Source organism: Agromyces sp. NPDC055661, assembly GCF_053618135.1.
In genome coordinates this window covers 1,081,466-1,100,068 of record NZ_JBSHHC010000001.1, presented here as the reverse complement: position 1 = coordinate 1,100,068, position 18,603 = coordinate 1,081,466, and the positions used below count along the sequence as shown (strand labels likewise).

Here is an 18,603-nt window from a genome sequence, read left to right as displayed (position 1 = left end):
CACCATGACCGCCACGAGCATCTTCGTGAACATCCCGACCACCGACCTCGACCGCGCCAAGGCGTTCTACGAGGCGCTCGGGTTCACGATCAACCCGAACTTCACCGACGAGAACGCCGCCTGCGTCGTGCTCAGCGACACCATCTACTTCATGGTGCTGACGCGCGAGTACCTCGGCACGTTCACCGACAAGCAGATCATCGACCCGAAGACGCAGGCGCAGGTCGCCATCGCGCTCACCCGCGACTCCCGTGAGGACGTCGACGCGGTGCTCGCCAAGGGCCTCGCCGCCGGCGGCAGCGAGCCGCGACCCGTGCAGGACTACGGGTTCATGTACTCGCGCGACCTCGACGACCCCGACGGCAACAACCTCTCGTTCCTGTTCATGGAGCCGGCCGCCGCCGAGATGGGCCCCGAGGCGTACATGGCGCAGCAGGGCGCCGGCGCCGAGGCGCCGTCCGCCTGACCGGGCACCCCGGATGGCCACACGCGCCACTCGCGGCTTCGGCCAGTACAGCGGCGTCGCACGCGCAGTCGAGCGGGTCGGGGAGCGATGGGCACTGCTCATCGTCCGCGACCTGCTCGTCGGCGCGCGCCGGTACGGCGACCTGAAGGCCGGCCTGCCGCGCATCCCGACGAACATCCTGGCCGACCGGCTGAAGGAGCTGCAGGAGGCGGGCGTCGTCCGCCGCGTGCCCACGGTGCGCGGCGGGTACGAGCTCACCGAGCTCGGCCGTGCGCTCGAGCCCGTCGTCGTCGCGCTCGAACGGTGGGGCTGGTCGACGCTGGGCGAGCCCGCCGAGGGCGAGCTGGTCACGGCCGACGCACTCGTGACGGCGCTCGGCGCCGCGTTCAAGCCGGATGCCGCGGCGTCGCTGCCGCCCACCGAGTACGTGCTGCACGTCGGCGACGTCTCGATCTCGGCGATCGTGACGGGCCGTCACCTCGACGTCGCTCCCGTCGGCCCGAGCGCGCTCCCGCAGCCGCGCCGAGCGATTCCCGACGTCGCACCCGAGGACGTGCTCGAGCTCGCGGTCGAGCCGACGGGGTTCCGCGACCTCGTCTCGGGCGTCCGCGGGGCCGTCGCCGTCAAGGGGCCGCCATCGGGCGTCGCCATCCTCGACGGGGGGAGCGCGCTGCTCGAGCGCTTCCGGCTGACGTTCCGCATCGACCCGATCGCGCCGCCGACCGGCGCGGCGAGCGAGGCCGGCGACGCGGCATCCGTCGCCTGAGCCGGCGGCCTGCCGCGCCCCTCAGACCACGGGCAGCGGTTCGTGCGGCCGCGCCGGCAGCACGACGAGGATCGGGTCGCCCGCGCGCACGACGCCGTCCTCGACGACGACGGCCATCACGCCGGCGCGACGGTGGGTGCCCTCGGCGTCGCGGCGGATCATCCGGCGCATCAGCCCCGGCTGGAATCGATCGATCTGCACGCAGGGATTCCGCAGCCCCGTGAGCTCGACCTCCGCGGCGTCGCCGAGCCGCAGCCGCGTCCCGAGCGGCAGCGACAGCAGGTCGATCCCGAGCGTCGTGACGTTCTCGCCGAGCTCGCCCGGCCCGACCTCGTGACCCTCCACGGCGAGCTCGTCGAAGAGCTCGCGCTGCAGCAGGTGCACCTGGCGCACGTTCGGCTCGGTCCACGTGCCGCGGAATCGCGAGCGACGCCGCACCGTTGCGCCGGCATGGGCGTCGCCTTCGATGCCGTGCCCCGCGATGAGCGTGATCTCGTCGCGCACGGGCTTCGTGAACCGGTGCGCGTCGTCGCGGGCGACCGCGAGCACGGATGCCGCTCGAGCTTCGTCGCTCACGGCGACACGTACACCTTGCGCAGCGTCTGCCGCACCGACCAGATCGTGCGCATGCCCGACTCGAGGCGCACGACGGAGCCCGGCCGCAGCACGATCGGCGACGCGTGCGGGTGCTCGAACTCCACGGTCGCCGCGCCGGCGAGCACGACGAACACCTCGTCGGCCTCGACGTCGCGCATCGCGCCGACCGACATCTCCCAGACGCCGACCGTGCGGCCGCCGTCGTCGTCGAGCACGAGGTGACCCGTGGTCGGCGAGCCGGCGACGACCTGGTCCGCCTCGACCGGCACGTGCGCGAGCACGACCGTCGCGGCATCCGCGATGACGCCCGGATGCAGGCGGGGTGCGTCGCTCATGAGTCGAACCCCAGGCCGAGGGCGTCGAGTGTCTTCAGCAGCATGTTGCGCCTGCCTCTCGTGTGGTCGGCGCGGTCGAGCGACCAGCGCGTCGCGTTGATGCCCATGGCGGCGATGGGCTCGGGCGGGAACGGCAGCGGCCGTTCGCGCACCATCCGCAGCCGCGTGCGCTCGTTGTCGCGTCGCTCGAGGAGGTCGAGCACGACCTCGCCGGCGAAGCGCGCGGCGGCCACGCCGAGGCCCGTGAACCCGGCGGCGTAGGCGACCCGGTTGTCACGGGCGGTCCCGTAGAACGCGGCGAACCGCGTGCTCGTGTCGATCACGCCGCCCCACCGGTGCGTGAACCGGAGGCCCTCGAGCTGCGGGAACGTCGTGAAGAAGTGGCCGGCGAGCCGCTCGTAGGTCTCGGCGCGATCCTCGTACCGCTCGAGGATGCGACGGCCGTAGTGGTAGACCGCGTCGTAGCCGCCGAACAGGATGCGCCCATCGCGCGTCGGCCGGTAGTAGTGGAACTGGTTGGCGAGGTCGCCGAGGCCCTGCCGGTGCTTCCAGCCGATCGACGTCTGCTGCTCGGCGCTGAGCGGCTCGGTCATGAGCACGTAGTCGTAGACCGGCACGGTCATGAGCCGGTTGCGCTTCAGCAGGCTCGGGAACACGTTCGTCGCGAGCACCGCGCGCTGCGCGATCACGCGGCCGGCGTCGGTCACGACCGTCACCGCGCCCGTCGAGCCCGGCGTCTCGATGCGGCGCACGCGCGACTGCTCGAAGATCTCGACGCCGAGCTCCTCGGCGACGCGGGCGAGCTCGGCCGCGAGCTTCGCCGGGTGCAGGATGGCGCTGCCGCGCGTGTCCCAGACGGCGGCGAGGTACGTGGGGGAGTCGACCTCGGCCCGCACCTGCTCCTGGTCGAGGAACCGCACGGTGTCGTCGCCGCGGGCGGCCGCCTCGGCGGCCTCCTCCTCGAGCCAGTCCACCTGGTGCGGCTCGACGGCGAGGGCGAGTGCCCCGTTGCGCTCGAACTCGAAGTCCATGCCGAGCTCGGCCTCGGACGCCTCGATCGCATCGAGGTTCTCGATGCCGAGCCGGTCGAGCGTCGGCATCTCGTCGGGCCAGCGCGACATCCCGTTCTCGTGGCCGTGCGTGAGGCTCGCCTCGCAGAAGCCGCCATTGCGACCGGATGCCGCCCAGCCGATCGTCTTCGCCTCGATGAGCACGACGTGCGCGTCGGGGTTGCGGCGCTTGGCGAGCACCGCCGTCCAGAGCCCGGTGTAGCCGCCGCCGACGATGACGAGCTGCGCGACGTGCTCGCCCGTCAGCGCCGGGCGGCGCTTCCGAGCCTCCGCGCCGAGGTCGTCGAGCCAGAACACGCGGTGCTCGCTCCGGGCGAGCGAGTGCTCGACGACGGATGCCGCCGGTCGGCGGCGTTCGAATACGGTCGTTCCCACGGGGTTCTCTCCAAGGCGGTCGGTGCTCCCATCCTCCCCTCCATCACGAGCGCGGCGCCACCGCGCGGTGTCGTGAATGCCCGCGCCCGCCGGACGGATTGGCCGGATGGACAATTAGCTCCCTGGGGCAGCTGGTCAGCTCCGCGGCGGAGCCGTGTGCGCAATTCAGGTCGGGAGGTGTGTCGCGCGGCTGCGGCACGGCGTGTCCAGGCGACACGCGGGGCGCCGACCTGAATTGCGCACACACTCCGAGGAGTGCGAGTCGAGACGGTGGCTCAGCCCCGCGGCGCGTGCGCCTCGAGGAACTGGAACACCTCGGTCTGGTCGACCCCGGGGAAGGTGCCGGTGGGCAGCGCCGCGAGCAGCGACGTGGGCGTGCGCGCGGCCGGCCACGAGGCATCCGCCCACCGGTCGGACAGCGTCGACGGCGGGCGCCGGCAGCACGACTCGTCGGGGCAGGTCGAGACCGCGCGGTGCGGCGTCTCGCGTCCGCGGAACCATTTCACGTGTTCGAACGGCACGCCGACCGACACCGAGTACTCGCCCTCCTTGGCCTTCTCGATGCGCGAGGTGCACCAGAACGTGCCCGACGACGTGTCGGTGTACTGGTACCAGGGGCTGAACCGGTCCTCGACGTCGAACACCGTGCGGGCGGTCCAGTTGCGGCAGACCGTCGTGCCCTCGACCGCGCCGAGCGCGTCGGACGGGAACCGCACCTTGTCGTTCTCGTACGCCTTGATGATGGTGCCCGACTCGTGCACCTTCATGAAGTGCACCGGGATGCCGAGGCGCGCCGTCGCGAGGTTCGTGAACCGGTGCGCGGCGGTCTCGTACGACACGGCGAAGGCGTCGCGGAGCTCCTCCATCGAGATGCGGCGGAGGTTCTTGGCCTCGGTGAGGAAGCGCACCGCCGCCTGCTCGGGCAGCAGGATCGCCGCCGTGAGGTAGTTCGTCTCGATGCGCTGGCGCAGAAATTCGCCGTAGTTTCGCGGTTCCTCGTGACCGAGCAGATGGCTCGCGAGCGCCTGCAGGATGGGGGAGCGGGAGTCGCGCGAGGGCGACTGCTGCGTGGGCAGGTAGATGCGGCCGTTGTGCTTGTCGGTCACCGAGCGCGTCGAGTGCGGGAGGTCGCCGACGTAGTGCAGCGAGTAGCCGAGGTGCGACGCCATGTCGGCGACGAGCTGGTGCGACACCGGGCCGCCGGTGTGCCCGACCGCCTCGAGGAGCTCGGCGGCCTTCGACTCGAGCTCGGGATAGAAGTTGTCGCGGGCGCGCATCTCGGCGCGCAGCTCGGCGTTCGCCCGACGGGCCTCTTCAGGAGTCGCCGCCCGCTCGCGGTGCAGCCGGTCGATCTCGTGGTGCAGCGCGAGGATCGTCTGCAGCGTCTGGTCGCTCATCGTCTTGGCCACGCGGAACGGCTCGAGGCCGAGCGCCTGGAACACGGGACCGCGCTGCGCCCGCTCGACCGCGATCTCGAGCGCGGCGCGCTCCGACGGTGCGTCGGGCTTCAGCAGTTCGTCGGCCGTCGTGCCGAGCGCGAACGCGATCGTGCGCAGCATCGAGAGCCGCGGCTCGCGCTTGCCGTTCTCGATCGCGGACACCTGCGACGGCGCGCGGTCGATGGCCCGGGCGAGCTCGCCGAGCGTCATGCCGACGGCGGTGCGACGGTCGCGGATGCGCCGGCCGAGGGTCAGCGCGTCGACCTCGTCGCCCTCGCTCGCGGGCTCGGTCGAGGCGGCCTCGAGGGTCGTGCGAGCGGTGCGATCGGCGGTGACCATGCATCGATGGTCACATGGGCGCACGGATGCCGCAAACGGAACAACCGCGAAACTTCTGCTTGGGTGACCTCGACGGGCGGGTTTCTGCGCCGGACGACGCGCACGACTCGGTAGAACGCCCATCGACGCGACGCCGCGAGTAGCGTGTGGCCGGGGAGGAGCGCCGATGAGCGGACACGCGCCGGTCGGCCGGCTCGAGGACTGGACCGAGGTCGACGACGACGCGGCGCCGTGGTCGCGGTACGAACGCGGCGAGGGGCCCGCGGTCATCGTGCTGCACGAACTGCACGGCATCACGCCCGAGGTGCTCGGATTCGGGGACTTCCTCGCCCGGACCGGTTTCCACGTCGTGATCCCGCACCTCTTCGGCGTGCGCGGCGAGCGCGCGAGCGGCGCGCGCACGGCCGGCCTGGCCCTGCGGATGTGCGTCTCCCTCACGTTCCGCGCGCTCGCGCTCGGATCCGATCGCCCGATCGCCCGCCAGCTGCGTGCGTTCGCCGCGTCGCTGGCCGAGCGCACCGGCGGGCAGGTCGGCGTGGTCGGCATGTGCTTCACCGGCGGGTTCGCGCTCGCGGCGGCGGTGGACCCGCGCGTCGCGGCGCCGGTCATGAGCGAGCCGGCGGTGCCGTTCCCGCTGCCCGGCCCGTGGTCGCGCGACCCCGGAGTGAGCGAGGCCGAGCTCGCCGAGGTGCAACGGCGCGCACGCGAGGAGGGCCTGTGCGTGCTCGGCCTGCGCTTCAGCGAGGACGCCACGTCGCCCGCGGTCCGATTCGGCACGCTGAAGGACCGTCTGGGCTCCGCGTTCGAGGTCTTCCAGCTCGACTCGCGGCCCGGCAACCCCGGCGGATTCGGCCGGCGCGCCCACTCGGTCCTCACGATCGAGGTACGGGACGACCCGCCCAACCGGGCCGCCGAGGCCCGTGATCGGGTCGCCGGATTCCTGCACGAACGGCTCGATCCCGAGCACTGAACGGACCGGATCCCGACCGCGGAGCGGGGGATGCCGACGGCCGGAACGCGCCCGATCCGCCTCTCGACCCCGCGGCGGCGGCGGCGCTACTGTGAGCCCAGACATCGACGTTCCGGGGGTTGCGATGGAGATCCTGCTCGTAGTGCTCCAAGGTGCCGTCGTCATCGGCGCGATCGTCATGGGCGTTCGCACCGGCGGCCTCGGACTGGGGCTCTGGGGTGTCGTCGGCACGGCGATCCTGGTGTTCCTGTTCCACCTGCAGCCGGGTGCGATCCCCATCGACGCGTTCTTCATCATCATCGCGGTGATCACGGCGTCGTCGGCCATGCAGGCCGCGGGCGGAATCGACTACCTCGTGGCGATCGCGTCGAAGATCATCCAGGCGAACCCGAAGCGGCTCACCTACGTCGCCCCGGTCGTCGCGTTCGCCTTCACCGTGCTGTCGGGCACTTCGAACATCTTCTTCGCGCTCATTCCGGTGATCTACGAGACGGCCTACCGCAACGGGCAGCGGCCCGAGCGGGCGCTCGCCGCCTCCACGGTCACGTCTGGCCTCGGCATCACGGCGAGTCCGGTCTCCGCCGCGATGGCCGCGTTCCTGGTGCTCATGGACGGCACCGGCTACGGACTGCCGCAGATCCTCGCGATCACCATCCCCGCTGCGCTCATCGCCTGCGTCGCCACGTCGGTCGTGCAGCAGCGCATCGGCAAGGAGCTCCTCCACGACCCGGTGTTCCTCAAGCGCGTCGAGCAGGGATCCGTCGAGGTGCCGGCCGCGTTGAAGTCCCGGTACGCCGCCGAGATCGGCGGGGCCGCGGCATCCGCCGGCACGACGACCGGGGCGGCAGGCGAGGGCCCGGATGCCGCGACGGCGACGGCGACCGCGGTGCCGGATGCCCCGGCCGACGTGCCCCCGCCCCGCATCGAGCACCCCGTGCCGCCGGGCGGCGCGGTCTCCGCGTGGATCTTCGTCGCGGGCACGCTGCTCATCGTCCTCTTCGGGCTGTTCTCGGGCCTGCGGCCCGCGTTCCCGACCGGGGAGGACGGCGAGCTCGAGCCGATCCCCATGGCGACCATCATCGAGATGGTCATGTTCACGGTCGCGCTCGTGATCATCCTGGTGCGCAAGGTCAATCCGTCGGTCGTCGTCGAGCAGCCGCTCCTCAAGGCGGGTTTCGTCGCGGCGGTGGCCCTGTTCGGCATCGCGTGGATGGCCGACACCTTCATCTCGGCGAACGAGGAGACGATCATCGAGCCGCTCGGCGCGATGATCGAGTCGAACCCGCTGCTGCTCGCCGTCGCCCTGTTCCTCGTCTGCGGTCTCACGACGAGCCAGTCGGCGACGACGAACACGATGATCCCGATCGCGCTGGCCGCGGGCCTCGCGCCCGGCATCATCACGGCGATGTGGCCCTCGCTCATCGGCGTCTGGCTGTTCCCGGCCAACGGCTCGCAGATCGCCGCGGTCGAGACCGACCTCACCGGTTCGACGAAGCTCACGCAGGTGCCGGTGTACCACTCGTTCACGATCCCGATGCTCGTGTCCTGGGTCGCCGTCGTCGCATCCGGCCTGCTCATCCAGCTGATCATCCCGGCTTGACGCCCGACTCGAAGGAGACCCACGCGATGACCCACGCCGATGACCTGTCCGCCGCGACCTCGCAGCTCATGCCCGAGGTGATCGAGCGCCTCGAGCAGCTGGTCCGCATCCCCTCCGTGGCCTTCCCGGGGTTCGACCCCGAGCCGGTGCACGAGATGGGGAAGGCCGTGGTTGAGCTGTTCGAGGCGGCGGGCGCCGATGGCGTCGCGCTCCTCGACGTGCCGGGCGGCTACCCGTGCGTGTACGCCGACCTGCCGGGCCCCGAGGGATCGCCGACCGTGATGCTCTACGCGCACTACGACGTGCAGCCCGCGCCGAAGAGCCAGGGCTGGTCGAGCGAGCCGTTCGAGCCGGTGACGAAGGACGACGGCCGCTTCTACGGGCGCGGCGCGGCCGACGACAAGTCAGGACTCGTGATCCACTACGCGACGCTGAAGCTGCTCGGGGCCGACCGGCCGTGCCGCATCAAGATCCTCGTCGAGGGCGAGGAGGAGACGATCTCGCACCTCGAGCCGTTCGTCGAGGCGAACCCCGAGCGGTTCGCCGCCGACGCCTACGTGATCGCCGACATCGGCGGGCAGGCCGCCGGTCGGCCCGGCCTCACGACGGCGCTCCGCGGCGACGTCGCGTGTACGGTCACGGTGCGCACGCTGGCGTACCCGGTGCACTCGGGCGAGTTCGGCGGCGCGGCCCCCGACGCCATGACGGCGATGATCCGCATCCTCGACACGCTGCACGACGAGCACGGCGACACCGTCATCCCCGGCGTCGACAGCGGGCGGTGGCACGGCGCCGCCATGGACGAGGAGGTCTACCGCGGCGGGTCGGCGATCCTGCCGGGCGTGACGTTCCTCGGCACCGGTTCGCTGTCCGACCGGATCTGGGCGAAGCCGTCGGTCACCGTGCTCGGCATGGACCTGCCCAACACGACCGAGGCGTCGAACGTGCTGCTGCCCGAGGTCACCGCGAAGCTCTCGATGCGCATCGTCCCCGGCTCCGACGGCGAGGCGCAGCTCGAGGCGCTCATGGAGCACCTGCGCTCGCAGCGGCCCTGGAACTGCGAGGTCGAGGTGAAGCGCGTGAAGGTGGGGCATCCGTTCGCCGTCGACGAGTCGAACCCAGCCATCGTGGCCGCCGAGGACGCCCTGCAGGAGGCCTACGACGCGCCGGTCGAGTCGATCGGCAGCGGCGCATCGATCCCGCTCGTCGCCTCGCTGAAGAAGGTGTCGCCGGATGCCGCGATCGTGCTGTGGGGCGCGGAGGACACCGCGAAGTCCCGCATCCACGCCTCCGACGAGTCGGTCGACCCGAAGGAGATCGAGCGGATGATCGCAGCGCAGACGCTGTTCATCCGCAAGGTCGCGGAGGCGGAGCGTCGCTGAGGCGGCTCTGACCCGGCCGATCAGGCGAACCCGAACACCGGCGGGAACACCAGCAGGATGACCGCCGCCCACGCCAGGTAGATCGGCAGGTAGCCCGTCTGCCAGCGTTCGAGCCGCCCGAACGCGACGGTCCGCCGCACGAATCCGACCTGGAGCCACGCAGCCCACGCGAGGTTCGCCAGGAGGATGAGGTTCAGCAGGAGCGACGCCGTCTTGTTCGCCGTGAAGCCGAACTCGCCGGTCCGGGCGATCATCGCGATGAGCACGATCACGTCCACGACGAGGGCGCTCGCGAGCATGAGCACCTGCAGCCGGTCGAACCACCCCGGCGGGAGCGCCGGGTCGCGCGCCGAGATCGCGTAGACGAGCAGCGCGACCACGACGACGAGCACGAGGTCGAAGGCGATGAGGAGGTCGCGGCTGGCGTCGACGAGGTTCCACTGCAGCACCGCCGCGACGATGAGCGCGAGCATCATGAGCGTGAAGAGCGGGGTGAACACCTTCGTGAGCACCGGCGCGATGTTCTCGATGACCCGCTGCTTCGCCCCGACCAGCCACGCCGCGACGAGGACCGCGCCCGCCGCGCCGCACGGCAGCACCCACTCCTCGACGAACGACACCACGTCGACCTGGATCGAGGCGAACACCGCGATGGTGAGTGCGCTGAGCGCACCGCCGACGAGCGCGATGAGGAGGTAATAGACCGCCCATTCGCCGCTGAAGCGCAGGAAGTCCATGCGGGCGGTGTCGCTCCGCCAGGCGCCGCGCGCCTCCACGATCCCCGTCATGAGCCAGAGCGCGAGGAGCGAGCCCGCCGCGGCGAGCATCACCGTGGACGCACCCGGGAGGAACGGGTACGCGTTGAGGGCGATGGCCGCGACCGCGAAGGCGCCGCCGACGACCCAGACGGCGGTGGCCGGCGGTCGGCGACGCCAGGCGAACCAGGCCGCGAGGAACGGCAGCACGAGCACCGCCGCGTTGCGGGCGACCACGGCGGGATCGTCGATCAGGAGGTCGGCGACCTTGACGGCCAGGCCGGCCCCGACGCCGAGCGCGAGTGCGACCGGGAGGCCGTTCGCACGTCGGAGGAACGGGATCGGTGCGGCCGGGGCATCCGTGCCGTCGGCACCCGGCGCGTCGTGAAGCACGAGCTGCTTCCAGAGCCGCTCGGAGTGCTCGGCGGCGTACTCGTGCGACAGCGCGTCGATGCTGCCGAGGCGCTTCACGGCGATGAGGAATGCCTCGTCCTCGGTCAGCCCGGCCTCGGCGAGTCCGTCGATCCGGTCGCGCAGGTGCGACTCGAGCTCGTCGATGTCCGCCGAGCTCAGCACGTCGCGCCGCGCCATCCACTCGCGCCACGAGGCGATCAGGTCGCCGAGCCCGGGGCCCTGTTCGATGGTCATCGTCTCACTCCGTCCCCAGGGCGAGGCGGGGTCGGCGGTGGCCGTCGGCGCCGTCGGGCCAGACCTTGTCGAGCACGCCGCCGACGATCGACCATTGCTTCCGCTGCTCGGCGAGGGCGGCGGCGCCCTGGGCGCTGAGTCGGTAGTGCTTGCGCGGTCGTCCGACCGAGGAGTGGCGCCACTCCGACTCGACATGGCCGAGCCGCTCGAGACGGTGCAGCAGCGGGTAGAGCATCCCGTCGCTCCATTCGAGCTCGCCGCCCGAGAGCTCGGCGACCCGCTGCAGGATCGCGTACCCGTACGACTCGCCGTCCGCCAGGATGCCGAGCACCACGGGGGTGGCGGCGGCCGCCACGAGGTCCTTGCCGATGCGCATCCGATGCTCCCGCCTCGAGTCGGAGATACCTTGCAGTGCTAGGTACATAGAACCGCAATGTATGTGGAACTGCAAGGTACGGCGGGCGAGTCGGATGCCGCGGTGTCGGCCGATCGGGCTGCCGAGCGGCGCGGCGCGACGTCAGCTGCGCTCGGCCACGAGCTCCGCGATGACGTGGCGCGCGTTCGCGGCGAGCGGCGGGTTTCGCTCGGCGTAGTACGGCAGCTGCGCCAGCGCCTGCAGCAGCACCCAGCCGCGGGCGCGCGCCCACGTCGCGTCGTCGGCCCCGACCTCGTCCCGGAACACGGCACGCGCCGCAGGCGGCAGCAGGTTCCACGCGACGCGGTGGTCGCTCGCGGGATCACCGAGCCCCATCGCGCTGAAGTCGAGCACGCCCGTGAGGCGTCCGTCGCGCAGCAGGAGGTTGCCCGGCGACAGGTCGCCGTGGATCCAGACCGGCGAGCCGTCGTGGCGCGGCGCGGCGAGCGCCTCGTCCCACACCGCGACCACGTCGTCGCGGACGGGACCGAGCTCGTCGGCGACGAGTTCGAGGTTCGTGCGCACGAGCTCGTCCTCCTCGTGCAGCGGGCGCGGCCACGCCGTCGTCGGTGCGTCGGTCGGGTCGAGCGCCCGCATCGCGCGCACGAATCCGGCGAGATCGCGCGCGAGCGCATCGTCGTCGTATGCGCCGCCCTCGGTCGACGGATGCCGCCCCTCCACCCAGCGGCACACGGTCCACGGCCACGCCCACTCCTCCACGGGCGCGCCGAGCGCCAGGGGGACCGGCACCTCGACCGGGAGCGACGGCGCGATGCGCGGGAGCCACGCGTACTCGCGCTCGAGCGGCGCGACCGCCCAGTGGATGCGCGGCATCCGCACCGACAGCTCGTCGCCGAGCCGGTAGATCGCGTTGTCGGTGCCGTACGACTCGACCGGCGTCACGGGAAGTCCCGCCCAGTCGGGGAACTGCGCGGCCACGAGGCGGGCGGCGAGCGCGGCATCCGTCGTCACCTCGTCGTCGTGCATGCGCGCCATCCGCTCACGCTATCGGCCCGGGCGCCGCTTCTTCCGCCGCGCGGAAGAACCCGGGAAGTTCACCCCCCGAATCGTCGGTCGAGCGCTTCCGGCCCGGAGCAGCATGGATGCACAGACCCCCGGACGGCACCGGAGACGACGCCCGACGGAACACCGAAGCATCCGCACGCTGCACCGAAGGAGCACCACGATGAGCACGACGAACCGCCCCGGCGACCAGACCCAGACCGCGGTCGAGCTGCAGCTCGAGTGGGACGCCGACCCGCGCTGGGAGGGCGTCCGCCGCGACTACACGGCCGAGGACGTCATCGCCCTGCGCGGCCCGGTGCGCGAGGAGCGCACGCTCGCCAAGCGGGGGGCCGAGAAGCTGTGGGAGGACCTTCAGCGGAATACGGGCACGGCGTTCGCGCCGCAGGAGGACCCGCAGTGGTCGGCCGCGCTCGGCGCCCTCACCGGCAACCAGGCCGTGCAGCAGGTGCGTGCGGGACTCAAGGCGATCTACCTCTCGGGCTGGCAGGTCGCGGCCGACGCGAACCTCAGCGGGCAGACCTACCCCGACCAGTCCCTCTATCCCGCGAACTCGGTGCCGGCGGTCGTGCGCCGCATCAACAACGCACTGCTACGCGCGGGGCAGATCGAGCACCCTTCGACGGGCTCAGGGACCGGCCCTTCGACGGGCTCAGGGACCGAGCAGACGGGCTCAGGGACCGAGAAGGACTGGATGGCCCCCATCGTCGCCGACGCCGAGGCCGGCTTCGGCGGCCCGCTCAACGCCTACGAGCTCATGCACCAGATGATCGAGGCGGGTGCCGCGGGCGTGCACTGGGAGGACCAGCTCGCGAGCGAGAAGAAATGCGGCCACATGGGCGGCAAGGTGCTCATCCCGACGTCGCAGCACATCCGCACGATCAACGCGGCGCGGCTGGCGGCGGATGTCGCGGGCGTCCCGTCGATCATCATCGCCCGCACCGATGCGCTCGCCGCGACCCTGCTCACGAGCGACCACGACGAGCGGGACCGCCCGTTCGTGACGGGCGAGCGTACCGCGGAGGGCTTCTACGAGGTGCGGAACGGCATCGAGCCGGTCATCGCCCGCGGCCTCGCGTACGCCGAGTACGCCGACCTGCTCTGGGTGGAGTCGGCCGAGCCCGACCTCGACCTCGCGCGTCGGTTCGCCGAGGCCGTGCACGCGAAGTTCCCCGGCAAGCGCCTGAGCTACAACTGCTCGCCGTCGTTCAACTGGAAGCGCCACCTCGACGACGACCAGATCGCGAAGTTCCAGCGCGAGCTCGCGTCGATGGGCTACGCGTTCCAGTTCATCACCCTCGCGGGCTTCCACGCCCTCAACCACTCCATGTTCACGCTCGCCAAGGACTACAACGAGCGGCACATGAGCGCATACGTCGAGCTCCAGGAGGCGGAATTCGCCTCGGAGGCATCCGGATACACCGCCACGCGCCACCAGCGCGAGGTCGGCACCGGCTACTTCGACCAGATCGCCACGGCGCTGAACCCCGCCAGCGCCACCCTCGCCCTCGTCGGATCGACCGAGGAAGAACAGTTCAGCCACTGAGCGGCACCCGCCGTTCTCAGGACCGACCAACCCGCAACGACTGCTTCTCAGGAGATCCGGGGCGTCCAGTGACGTCACCGCCAGAAATCTCCTGAGAAACGGAAGGAACCGGAGGAGGAGAGAAGACCATGAACACCACGCCCACCATGACGCTCGAGCGCGAGCGAACGGATGCCGCGGCATCCGCCCCCCGCTTCGCGAGCCAGCAGCCCGACGGCACCGGCACCGGAAGCTTCCGCACCGTCGAGCCCCGCATCGAGGTCACCGCTCCGCTCGGCGAGCGGTACGAGGAGATCCTCACGCCCGAGGCGCTGCGCTTCCTCGCCGAGCTGCACGACCGGTTCGCGCACACCCGGCACGACCTGCTCGCCGTCCGCCTGCAGACCCGCGTGGACGCGGCGAACGGTCGCGACCCGAAGTTCCTGCCCGAGACCGCGTGGATCCGCAACGACTCGTCGTGGCGCGTCGCCGGCACGGCCCCGGGCCTCGAGGACCGTCGCGTCGAGATCACCGGTCCGACCGACCGGAAGATGGCGATCAACGCGCTGAACTCGGGCGCGAAGGTCTGGCTCGCCGACCAGGAGGATGCCACGAGCCCCACCTGGGGGAACGTCATCGAGGGTCAACTCACCCTGTTCGACTTCCTGCGCGGGAACCTCGAGTACACGAGTCCCGAGGGCAAGGAGTACCGCGTCACCGCGGGGGAGACGCCGACGATCGTGATGCGGCCGCGCGGCTGGCACCTCGTCGAGAAGCACCTGAAGTTCCACGACCGCGCGGGGCGCGCAATGCACGCGTCGGGCTCGCTCGTCGACTTCGGGCTGTATCTCTTCCACAACGCGCAGGCCCTCATCGCGGCCGGTCGCGGGCCCTACTTCTACCTGCCGAAGCTCGAGTCGCACCGCGAGGCGAAGCTCTGGAACGACATCTTCGTGTTCGCGCAGGGCGCGCTCGGCATCCCGCAGGGCACGATCCGCGCGACGGTGCTCATCGAGACGATCCAGGCCGCGTTCCAGATGGACGAGATCCTCTACGAACTGCGTGACCACTGCGCCGGCCTCAACGCGGGCCGCTGGGACTACATCTTCTCGATCGTGAAGACGTTCCGCTCGCGCGGTCGTCGCTGGGTCATGCCCGACCGTCGCTCGATCACGATGACCGTGCCGTTCATGCGGGCGTACACCGAGCTGCTCGTGCAGACGTGCCACAAGCGCGGCGCGCACGCGATCGGCGGCATGAGCGCGTTCATCCCGAACCGCCGCGACCCCGAGGTGACGGAGCGCGCGCTCGCCGCGGTCGCCGCCGACAAGCGGCGCGAGGCCGGCGACGGCTTCGACGGCACCTGGGTGGCGCACCCCGACCTCATCCCGACGGCTCGCGCGGAGTTCGACGCGGTGCTCGGCGACCGGCCGAACCAGGTCGACCGCCTGCGCGACGACGTCGAGGTGACGGCGGCGCAGCTGCTCGACATCCCGTCGATCGGCGGCGAGGTCACCGAGGCCGGCGTGCACGACAACATCTCGATCGCCATCCGCTACATCGAGTCGTGGCTGCGCGGCACGGGCGCGGCGGCGATCGACAACCTCATGGAGGACGCCGCGACCGCCGAGATCTCGCGCTCGCAGGTCTGGCAGTGGCTGCACGACAACACCATCACCGCCGAGGGCACGCGCATCGACCAGACCTCGATCGTGCGCATCATGGCGGCGGCCGTCGCCGAGCTGCCGCGCTTCGAGGGCGACCGCTTCGACGACGCCATCTCGGTGTTCCGCAGCGTCGCGCTCGAGCCGGAGTTCCCGACGTTCCTCACGGTGGGGGCCTACGCGCGGTTCCTGTGACCGCGTGACACGGCGAGCGGATGCCGCGGGCGGGGACCCCGCGGCATCCGCTTCGTCTGCGTTGCGTCACATGTCCTCGATGCGCCAGGGCCTCTGCGAGAATCCGTGTCCATGTCCGACATCTCCATCCGCGTCGCCGAGCGGGCGGATGCCGCGGCGCTCTCCGAGCTCGCCGCGGACACGTTCCCGCTCGCGTGCCCGCCGTCGACCACGCCCGACGCGATCGCCGCGTTCATCGCCGAGCACTTCACGGTGGAGCGGCTCGCGGACTGGCTCGAGGATGCCGATCGCACGCTGCTCGTAGCGGAGGAGCCCGGCGGCCGCCTCGTCGGCTACTCCATGCTCGTCGGCGGCGCCTCGGGCGAGCCGGGCGACACGGATGCCGCGGCCGCCGTGTCGGCGCGACCGGCGATCGAGCTGAGCAAGTTCTACACGCGGGCGGGCGCGCACGGCTCGGGCACGGTCGCCGGCCCGCTCATGACGGCGACGATCGACGCGGCGGGCGCCACCGCGGCCTCGACGGTCTGGCTCGGCGTGAACGAGGAGAACGCACGGGCCATCCGCTTCTACGAGAAGCACGGCTTCGGCAAGGTGGGGCGCAAGAGCTTCCGGCTGGGCGACCGGATCGAGGAGGACTGGGTGCTGGAGCATCCGCTGGCCTGAGTTGCCGTCGGTGCGGCCGGGTGCCGTTGATGTGCAGTTGATCACTGACTAAGGTCAGAGATATGGCCGTCACCAGCCACGAACCCCAGCGCGACCCCGACGCGATCGGCACCGTGCGCGCCTTCAACCGCACGGTCACCACGCGCATCGGCGCCCTGCAGGACCACTACCTCGGCAGTGACCGGTCGCTCGGTGCGTCGCGCGTGCTCTGGGAGGCCGGCGACGACGGCCTCGACGTGCGAGCGATCCGCGAGCGGCTCGGCCTCGACTCGGGCTACCTCTCGCGGCTGCTGCGCTCCCTCGAACGCGAGGGACTCGTCACGGTCGAGGGCTCGGCCGGCGACTCGCGGGTCCGCACGGTCCGCACGACCGCGCGGGGTCGCGCCGAACGCACGGAGCTCGGGCGACGCAGCGACGACCTCGCCGGGTCGCTGCTCGCACCGCTCGGCGGCGGCCAGCGCGCTCGGCTCGTCGAGGCCATGGCCACCGTGACACGGCTGCTCGACGCGGGCCTCGTCGAGGTCGAGCCGGCGGATGCCGCGTCCGGCGACGCCCGCGCGTGCCTCGCCGCCTACTACGCCGAACTCGCGCGGCGCTTCCCGGGCGGGTTCGAGCCCGGCCGCAGCCTTCACCCCGACACGCACGAGTTCCAGGAGCCCACGGGCGGCTTCGTGCTCGCGCGGCTCCACGGGCGGGCGATCGGATGCGGCGCGGTCCTGTTCCACGACGGTGCGCCCGCCTACATCAAGCGCATGTGGGTCGACGACGAGGTGCGCGGGATGGGCGTGGGCCGACGCATCCTCGGCGCGCTCGAGCAGGCGGCGCGTGATCACGGCGCGGCATCCGTCACGCTCGAGACCAACGCGAGCCTCACCGAGGCGATCGCGATGTACCGCGCGTCGGGCTACGTCGAGGTCGAGCCGTTCAACGACGAGGTCTACGCCGACCACTGGTTCGAGAAGCAGCTCTAGCGGGCGGGATCTCGGGTGGGCGAGCGGCCGAGCTGGCCGCGCGCCGCCTTCACGTGCTCGTAGGCGGCGAGGGCCGCCTCGCGGGTCTCCTTGAGGTCCACGATGGGCTCGGGGTAGTCGTCGGTGCCGGCCTCGGGCACCCAGCGCTGCACGTAGACGCCGTGCGGGTCGAACTTCGTCGCCTGCAGCTCGGGGTTGAAGACGCGGAAGTACGGCGCGGCGTCCGCCCCCGAACCAGCCACCCACTGCCAGTTGAACGGGTTCGAGGCCGCGTCGGCGTCGACGAGCGTGTCCCAGAACCACTGCTCGCCGCGGCGCCAGTCGATGAGCAGGTTCTTCGTGAGGAACGACGCCGTCACCATGCGCACGCGGTTGTGCATCGTGCCGGTCGCCCAGAGCTCGCGCATGCCCGCGTCGACGAGCGGCACGCCGGTCCGCCCCTCCTCCCACGCGCGCAGTGTGGTGGGATGCAGCCGCGGCCACGGGAACGCGTCGAATTCGGCGCGCCAGTTGCGCGTGGCGAGGTCGGGCGCGTGGAACAGCACGTGCCAGGCGAACTCGCGCCAGCCGAGCTCGGTGAGGAACCGCGAGGCGCCCGTGCCACCGGACCGGCGCTCGCGCACCGCGTGCCACACCTCGTAGGGGCTCAGCTCGCCCCAGCGCATGTGCGGCGAGAGCCGCGAGGTGACCGACTCCGACGGCACGTCGCGGCCGTCGGCGTAGTCGCCGAGGTCCTCGGCGAGGAACTCGCGCAGGCGAGCGTGCGCCGCCGCGGCGCCCGGCGTCCACGCGGCGCGGAGGCCGCCGGCCCAGTCGGGGTGGGCGGGCAGCAGCTCCCAGTCGTCGAGGTCGTCGCTCGCGGCATCCGCCGGGGTGATCGCGTCGACGCCCCTGGGTGCCGGCAGCGGATGCCGCGGCTCGGGCGCCGACCGGCACGCCCGCCAGAACGGGGTGAACACCGAGAACGGCGTGCCCTGCCCGGTGCGGATGGTCCACGGCTCGAACAGCAGGTTCGCCGCGAAGCTCTCGACGGTGAGACCGTCGTCGCGCAGCACCTGCTTGAGGTTCGCATCGAGGTCGCGTTCGGGGCCACCGTAGCGGCGGTTCCAGAAGACGGCGTCCGCGCCGGTCTCGTCGACGAGCGCACGGATGACGCGATCGGACAGCCCGCGACGCAGCACGAGCCGCCCGCCGTGCCGGTCGAGGTCGTCGGCCAGTGCGGTGAGCGAGCCGTGCAGCCACCAGCGGGCGGCGCCGCCGAGCGGGCGGACGCCGGGCGACTCCTCGTCGAGCACGTACGCGCACACGATCGGCGCGCCGCGCTCGATCGCGGCGTGCAGGGCCGGGTGGTCGGCGATCCGGAGGTCGTCGCGGAACCAGACGATCGACGGTGCGTCGCTCATGC

The 18,603-nt window shown here is 71.8% G+C and carries 17 protein-coding genes; 9 read left to right on the top strand and 8 right to left on the bottom strand.

Features of this window, described 5'->3' with window-relative positions:
* Window positions 1-4: 4 nt before the first annotated feature.
* On the top strand, window positions 5-466 hold the full coding sequence (locus ACWGO8_RS05020) for a VOC family protein (RefSeq protein WP_452042019.1): 462 nt from the start codon (window positions 5-7) through the stop codon (window positions 464-466).
* Between the two features lie 13 nt (window positions 467-479).
* Window positions 480-1,232, top strand: a complete 753-nt coding sequence (locus ACWGO8_RS05015) for a winged helix-turn-helix transcriptional regulator (protein WP_452042018.1) — start codon at window positions 480-482, stop codon at window positions 1,230-1,232.
* 21 nt (window positions 1,233-1,253) lie between these two features.
* On the opposite strand, the gene ACWGO8_RS05010 is transcribed toward ACWGO8_RS05015, so the two are convergent.
* The 4 genes from ACWGO8_RS05010 to ACWGO8_RS04995 form a co-directional block, all read right to left on the bottom strand.
* Window positions 1,254-1,808 (bottom strand): MOSC domain-containing protein, encoded by a 555-nt coding sequence (locus tag ACWGO8_RS05010; RefSeq protein WP_452042017.1) that lies wholly within the window; start codon window positions 1,806-1,808, stop codon window positions 1,254-1,256.
* Complete coding sequence (locus ACWGO8_RS05005) at window positions 1,805-2,164, bottom strand: cupin domain-containing protein (protein ID WP_452042016.1); 360 nt, start codon at window positions 2,162-2,164, stop codon at window positions 1,805-1,807. The genes ACWGO8_RS05010 and ACWGO8_RS05005 overlap by 4 nt, the downstream gene beginning before the upstream one ends.
* Entirely contained in the window at window positions 2,161-3,609 is a 1,449-nt protein-coding gene (locus tag ACWGO8_RS05000; RefSeq protein ID WP_452042015.1) for an NAD(P)/FAD-dependent oxidoreductase, read from the bottom strand. Before ACWGO8_RS05000 ends, ACWGO8_RS05005 begins: the two co-directional genes overlap by 4 nt.
* A 275-nt stretch (window positions 3,610-3,884) precedes the next feature.
* The gene (locus tag ACWGO8_RS04995; RefSeq protein ID WP_452042014.1) at window positions 3,885-5,387 is read right to left on the bottom strand and encodes a helix-turn-helix domain-containing protein; all 1,503 of its coding nucleotides are present in this window, start codon (window positions 5,385-5,387) and stop codon (window positions 3,885-3,887) included.
* Window positions 5,388-5,553: 166 nt separating this feature from the next.
* On the opposite strand from ACWGO8_RS04995, the gene ACWGO8_RS04990 reads away from it, so the two are divergent.
* The 3 genes from ACWGO8_RS04990 to ACWGO8_RS04980 all read left to right on the top strand — a co-directional run bounded on the left by ACWGO8_RS04990 (window position 5,554) and on the right by ACWGO8_RS04980 (window position 9,339).
* A complete protein-coding gene (locus ACWGO8_RS04990) occupies window positions 5,554-6,357 on the top strand; it encodes a dienelactone hydrolase family protein (RefSeq protein WP_452042013.1) in 804 nt (267 codons plus the stop codon).
* Between the two features lie 124 nt (window positions 6,358-6,481).
* Window positions 6,482-7,957 carry an anaerobic C4-dicarboxylate transporter family protein gene (locus ACWGO8_RS04985; protein ID WP_452042012.1) on the top strand — a complete coding sequence of 492 codons (1,476 nt, stop codon included), beginning with the start codon at window positions 6,482-6,484 and terminating at the stop codon, window positions 7,955-7,957.
* A 26-nt stretch (window positions 7,958-7,983) separates the two neighbouring features.
* The gene (locus ACWGO8_RS04980) at window positions 7,984-9,339 is read left to right on the top strand and encodes a M20/M25/M40 family metallo-hydrolase (protein ID WP_452042011.1); all 1,356 of its coding nucleotides are present in this window, start codon (window positions 7,984-7,986) and stop codon (window positions 9,337-9,339) included.
* A gap of 20 nt (window positions 9,340-9,359) precedes the next feature.
* Here ACWGO8_RS04980 and ACWGO8_RS04975 read toward each other — a convergent pair whose 3' ends face one another.
* The 3 genes from ACWGO8_RS04975 to ACWGO8_RS04965 form a co-directional block, all read right to left on the bottom strand.
* Window positions 9,360-10,742: a permease prefix domain 1-containing protein gene (locus ACWGO8_RS04975; protein ID WP_452042010.1), complete on the bottom strand. Its 1,383-nt coding sequence runs from the start codon at window positions 10,740-10,742 to the stop codon at window positions 9,360-9,362.
* A gap of 4 nt (window positions 10,743-10,746) precedes the next feature.
* Complete coding sequence (locus ACWGO8_RS04970; RefSeq protein ID WP_452042009.1) at window positions 10,747-11,118, bottom strand: PadR family transcriptional regulator; 372 nt, start codon at window positions 11,116-11,118, stop codon at window positions 10,747-10,749.
* A 141-nt stretch (window positions 11,119-11,259) separates the two neighbouring features.
* Window positions 11,260-12,153, bottom strand: coding sequence for an aminoglycoside phosphotransferase family protein (locus ACWGO8_RS04965; RefSeq protein ID WP_452042008.1), 894 nt, complete (start codon window positions 12,151-12,153; stop codon window positions 11,260-11,262).
* Between the two features lie 190 nt (window positions 12,154-12,343).
* On the opposite strand from ACWGO8_RS04965, the gene aceA reads away from it, so the two are divergent.
* The 4 genes from aceA to ACWGO8_RS04945 all read left to right on the top strand — a co-directional run bounded on the left by aceA (window position 12,344) and on the right by ACWGO8_RS04945 (window position 17,198).
* The gene (gene aceA, locus ACWGO8_RS04960; RefSeq protein ID WP_452042007.1) at window positions 12,344-13,726 is read left to right on the top strand and encodes an isocitrate lyase; all 1,383 of its coding nucleotides are present in this window, start codon (window positions 12,344-12,346) and stop codon (window positions 13,724-13,726) included.
* Between the two features lie 128 nt (window positions 13,727-13,854).
* Complete coding sequence (gene aceB / locus ACWGO8_RS04955; protein ID WP_452042006.1) at window positions 13,855-15,564, top strand: malate synthase A; 1,710 nt, start codon at window positions 13,855-13,857, stop codon at window positions 15,562-15,564.
* A gap of 111 nt (window positions 15,565-15,675) precedes the next feature.
* Complete coding sequence (locus ACWGO8_RS04950) at window positions 15,676-16,227, top strand: N-acetyltransferase family protein (protein ID WP_452042005.1); 552 nt, start codon at window positions 15,676-15,678, stop codon at window positions 16,225-16,227.
* A 62-nt stretch (window positions 16,228-16,289) separates the two neighbouring features.
* Window positions 16,290-17,198: a bifunctional helix-turn-helix transcriptional regulator/GNAT family N-acetyltransferase gene (locus ACWGO8_RS04945; protein WP_452042004.1), complete on the top strand. Its 909-nt coding sequence runs from the start codon at window positions 16,290-16,292 to the stop codon at window positions 17,196-17,198.
* Here the strand turns inward: ACWGO8_RS04945 and ACWGO8_RS04940 are convergent.
* Window positions 17,195-18,601, bottom strand: coding sequence for a cryptochrome/photolyase family protein (locus ACWGO8_RS04940; protein WP_452042003.1), 1,407 nt, complete (start codon window positions 18,599-18,601; stop codon window positions 17,195-17,197). The genes ACWGO8_RS04945 and ACWGO8_RS04940 overlap by 4 nt on opposite strands.
* Window positions 18,602-18,603 lie beyond the last annotated feature (2 nt).

Excerpts from the sequence above, each read along its gene's own strand:
- ACWGO8_RS05020 (WP_452042019.1), top strand. The coding sequence starts at position 5 with ATGACCGCCACGAGCATCTTCGTGAACATCCCGACCACCGACCTCGAC.
- ACWGO8_RS05015 (WP_452042018.1), top strand. The coding sequence starts at position 480 with ATGGCCACACGCGCCACTCGCGGCTTCGGCCAGTACAGCGGCGTCGCA.
- ACWGO8_RS05005 (WP_452042016.1), bottom strand. The coding sequence starts at position 2,164 with ATGAGCGACGCACCCCGCCTGCATCCGGGCGTCATCGCGGATGCCGCG.
- ACWGO8_RS04995 (WP_452042014.1), bottom strand. The coding sequence starts at position 5,387 with ATGGTCACCGCCGATCGCACCGCTCGCACGACCCTCGAGGCCGCCTCG.
- ACWGO8_RS04990 (WP_452042013.1), top strand. The coding sequence starts at position 5,554 with ATGAGCGGACACGCGCCGGTCGGCCGGCTCGAGGACTGGACCGAGGTC.
- ACWGO8_RS04985 (WP_452042012.1), top strand. The coding sequence starts at position 6,482 with ATGGAGATCCTGCTCGTAGTGCTCCAAGGTGCCGTCGTCATCGGCGCG.
- ACWGO8_RS04980 (WP_452042011.1), top strand. The coding sequence starts at position 7,984 with ATGACCCACGCCGATGACCTGTCCGCCGCGACCTCGCAGCTCATGCCC.
- ACWGO8_RS04975 (WP_452042010.1), bottom strand. The coding sequence starts at position 10,742 with ATGACCATCGAACAGGGCCCCGGGCTCGGCGACCTGATCGCCTCGTGG.
- ACWGO8_RS04970 (WP_452042009.1), bottom strand. The coding sequence starts at position 11,118 with ATGCGCATCGGCAAGGACCTCGTGGCGGCCGCCGCCACCCCCGTGGTG.
- ACWGO8_RS04965 (WP_452042008.1), bottom strand. The coding sequence starts at position 12,153 with ATGGCGCGCATGCACGACGACGAGGTGACGACGGATGCCGCGCTCGCC.
- aceA (WP_452042007.1), top strand. The coding sequence starts at position 12,344 with ATGAGCACGACGAACCGCCCCGGCGACCAGACCCAGACCGCGGTCGAG.
- aceB (WP_452042006.1), top strand. The coding sequence starts at position 13,855 with ATGAACACCACGCCCACCATGACGCTCGAGCGCGAGCGAACGGATGCC.
- ACWGO8_RS04950 (WP_452042005.1), top strand. The coding sequence starts at position 15,676 with ATGTCCGACATCTCCATCCGCGTCGCCGAGCGGGCGGATGCCGCGGCG.
- ACWGO8_RS04945 (WP_452042004.1), top strand. The coding sequence starts at position 16,290 with ATGGCCGTCACCAGCCACGAACCCCAGCGCGACCCCGACGCGATCGGC.
- ACWGO8_RS04940 (WP_452042003.1), bottom strand. The coding sequence starts at position 18,601 with ATGAGCGACGCACCGTCGATCGTCTGGTTCCGCGACGACCTCCGGATC.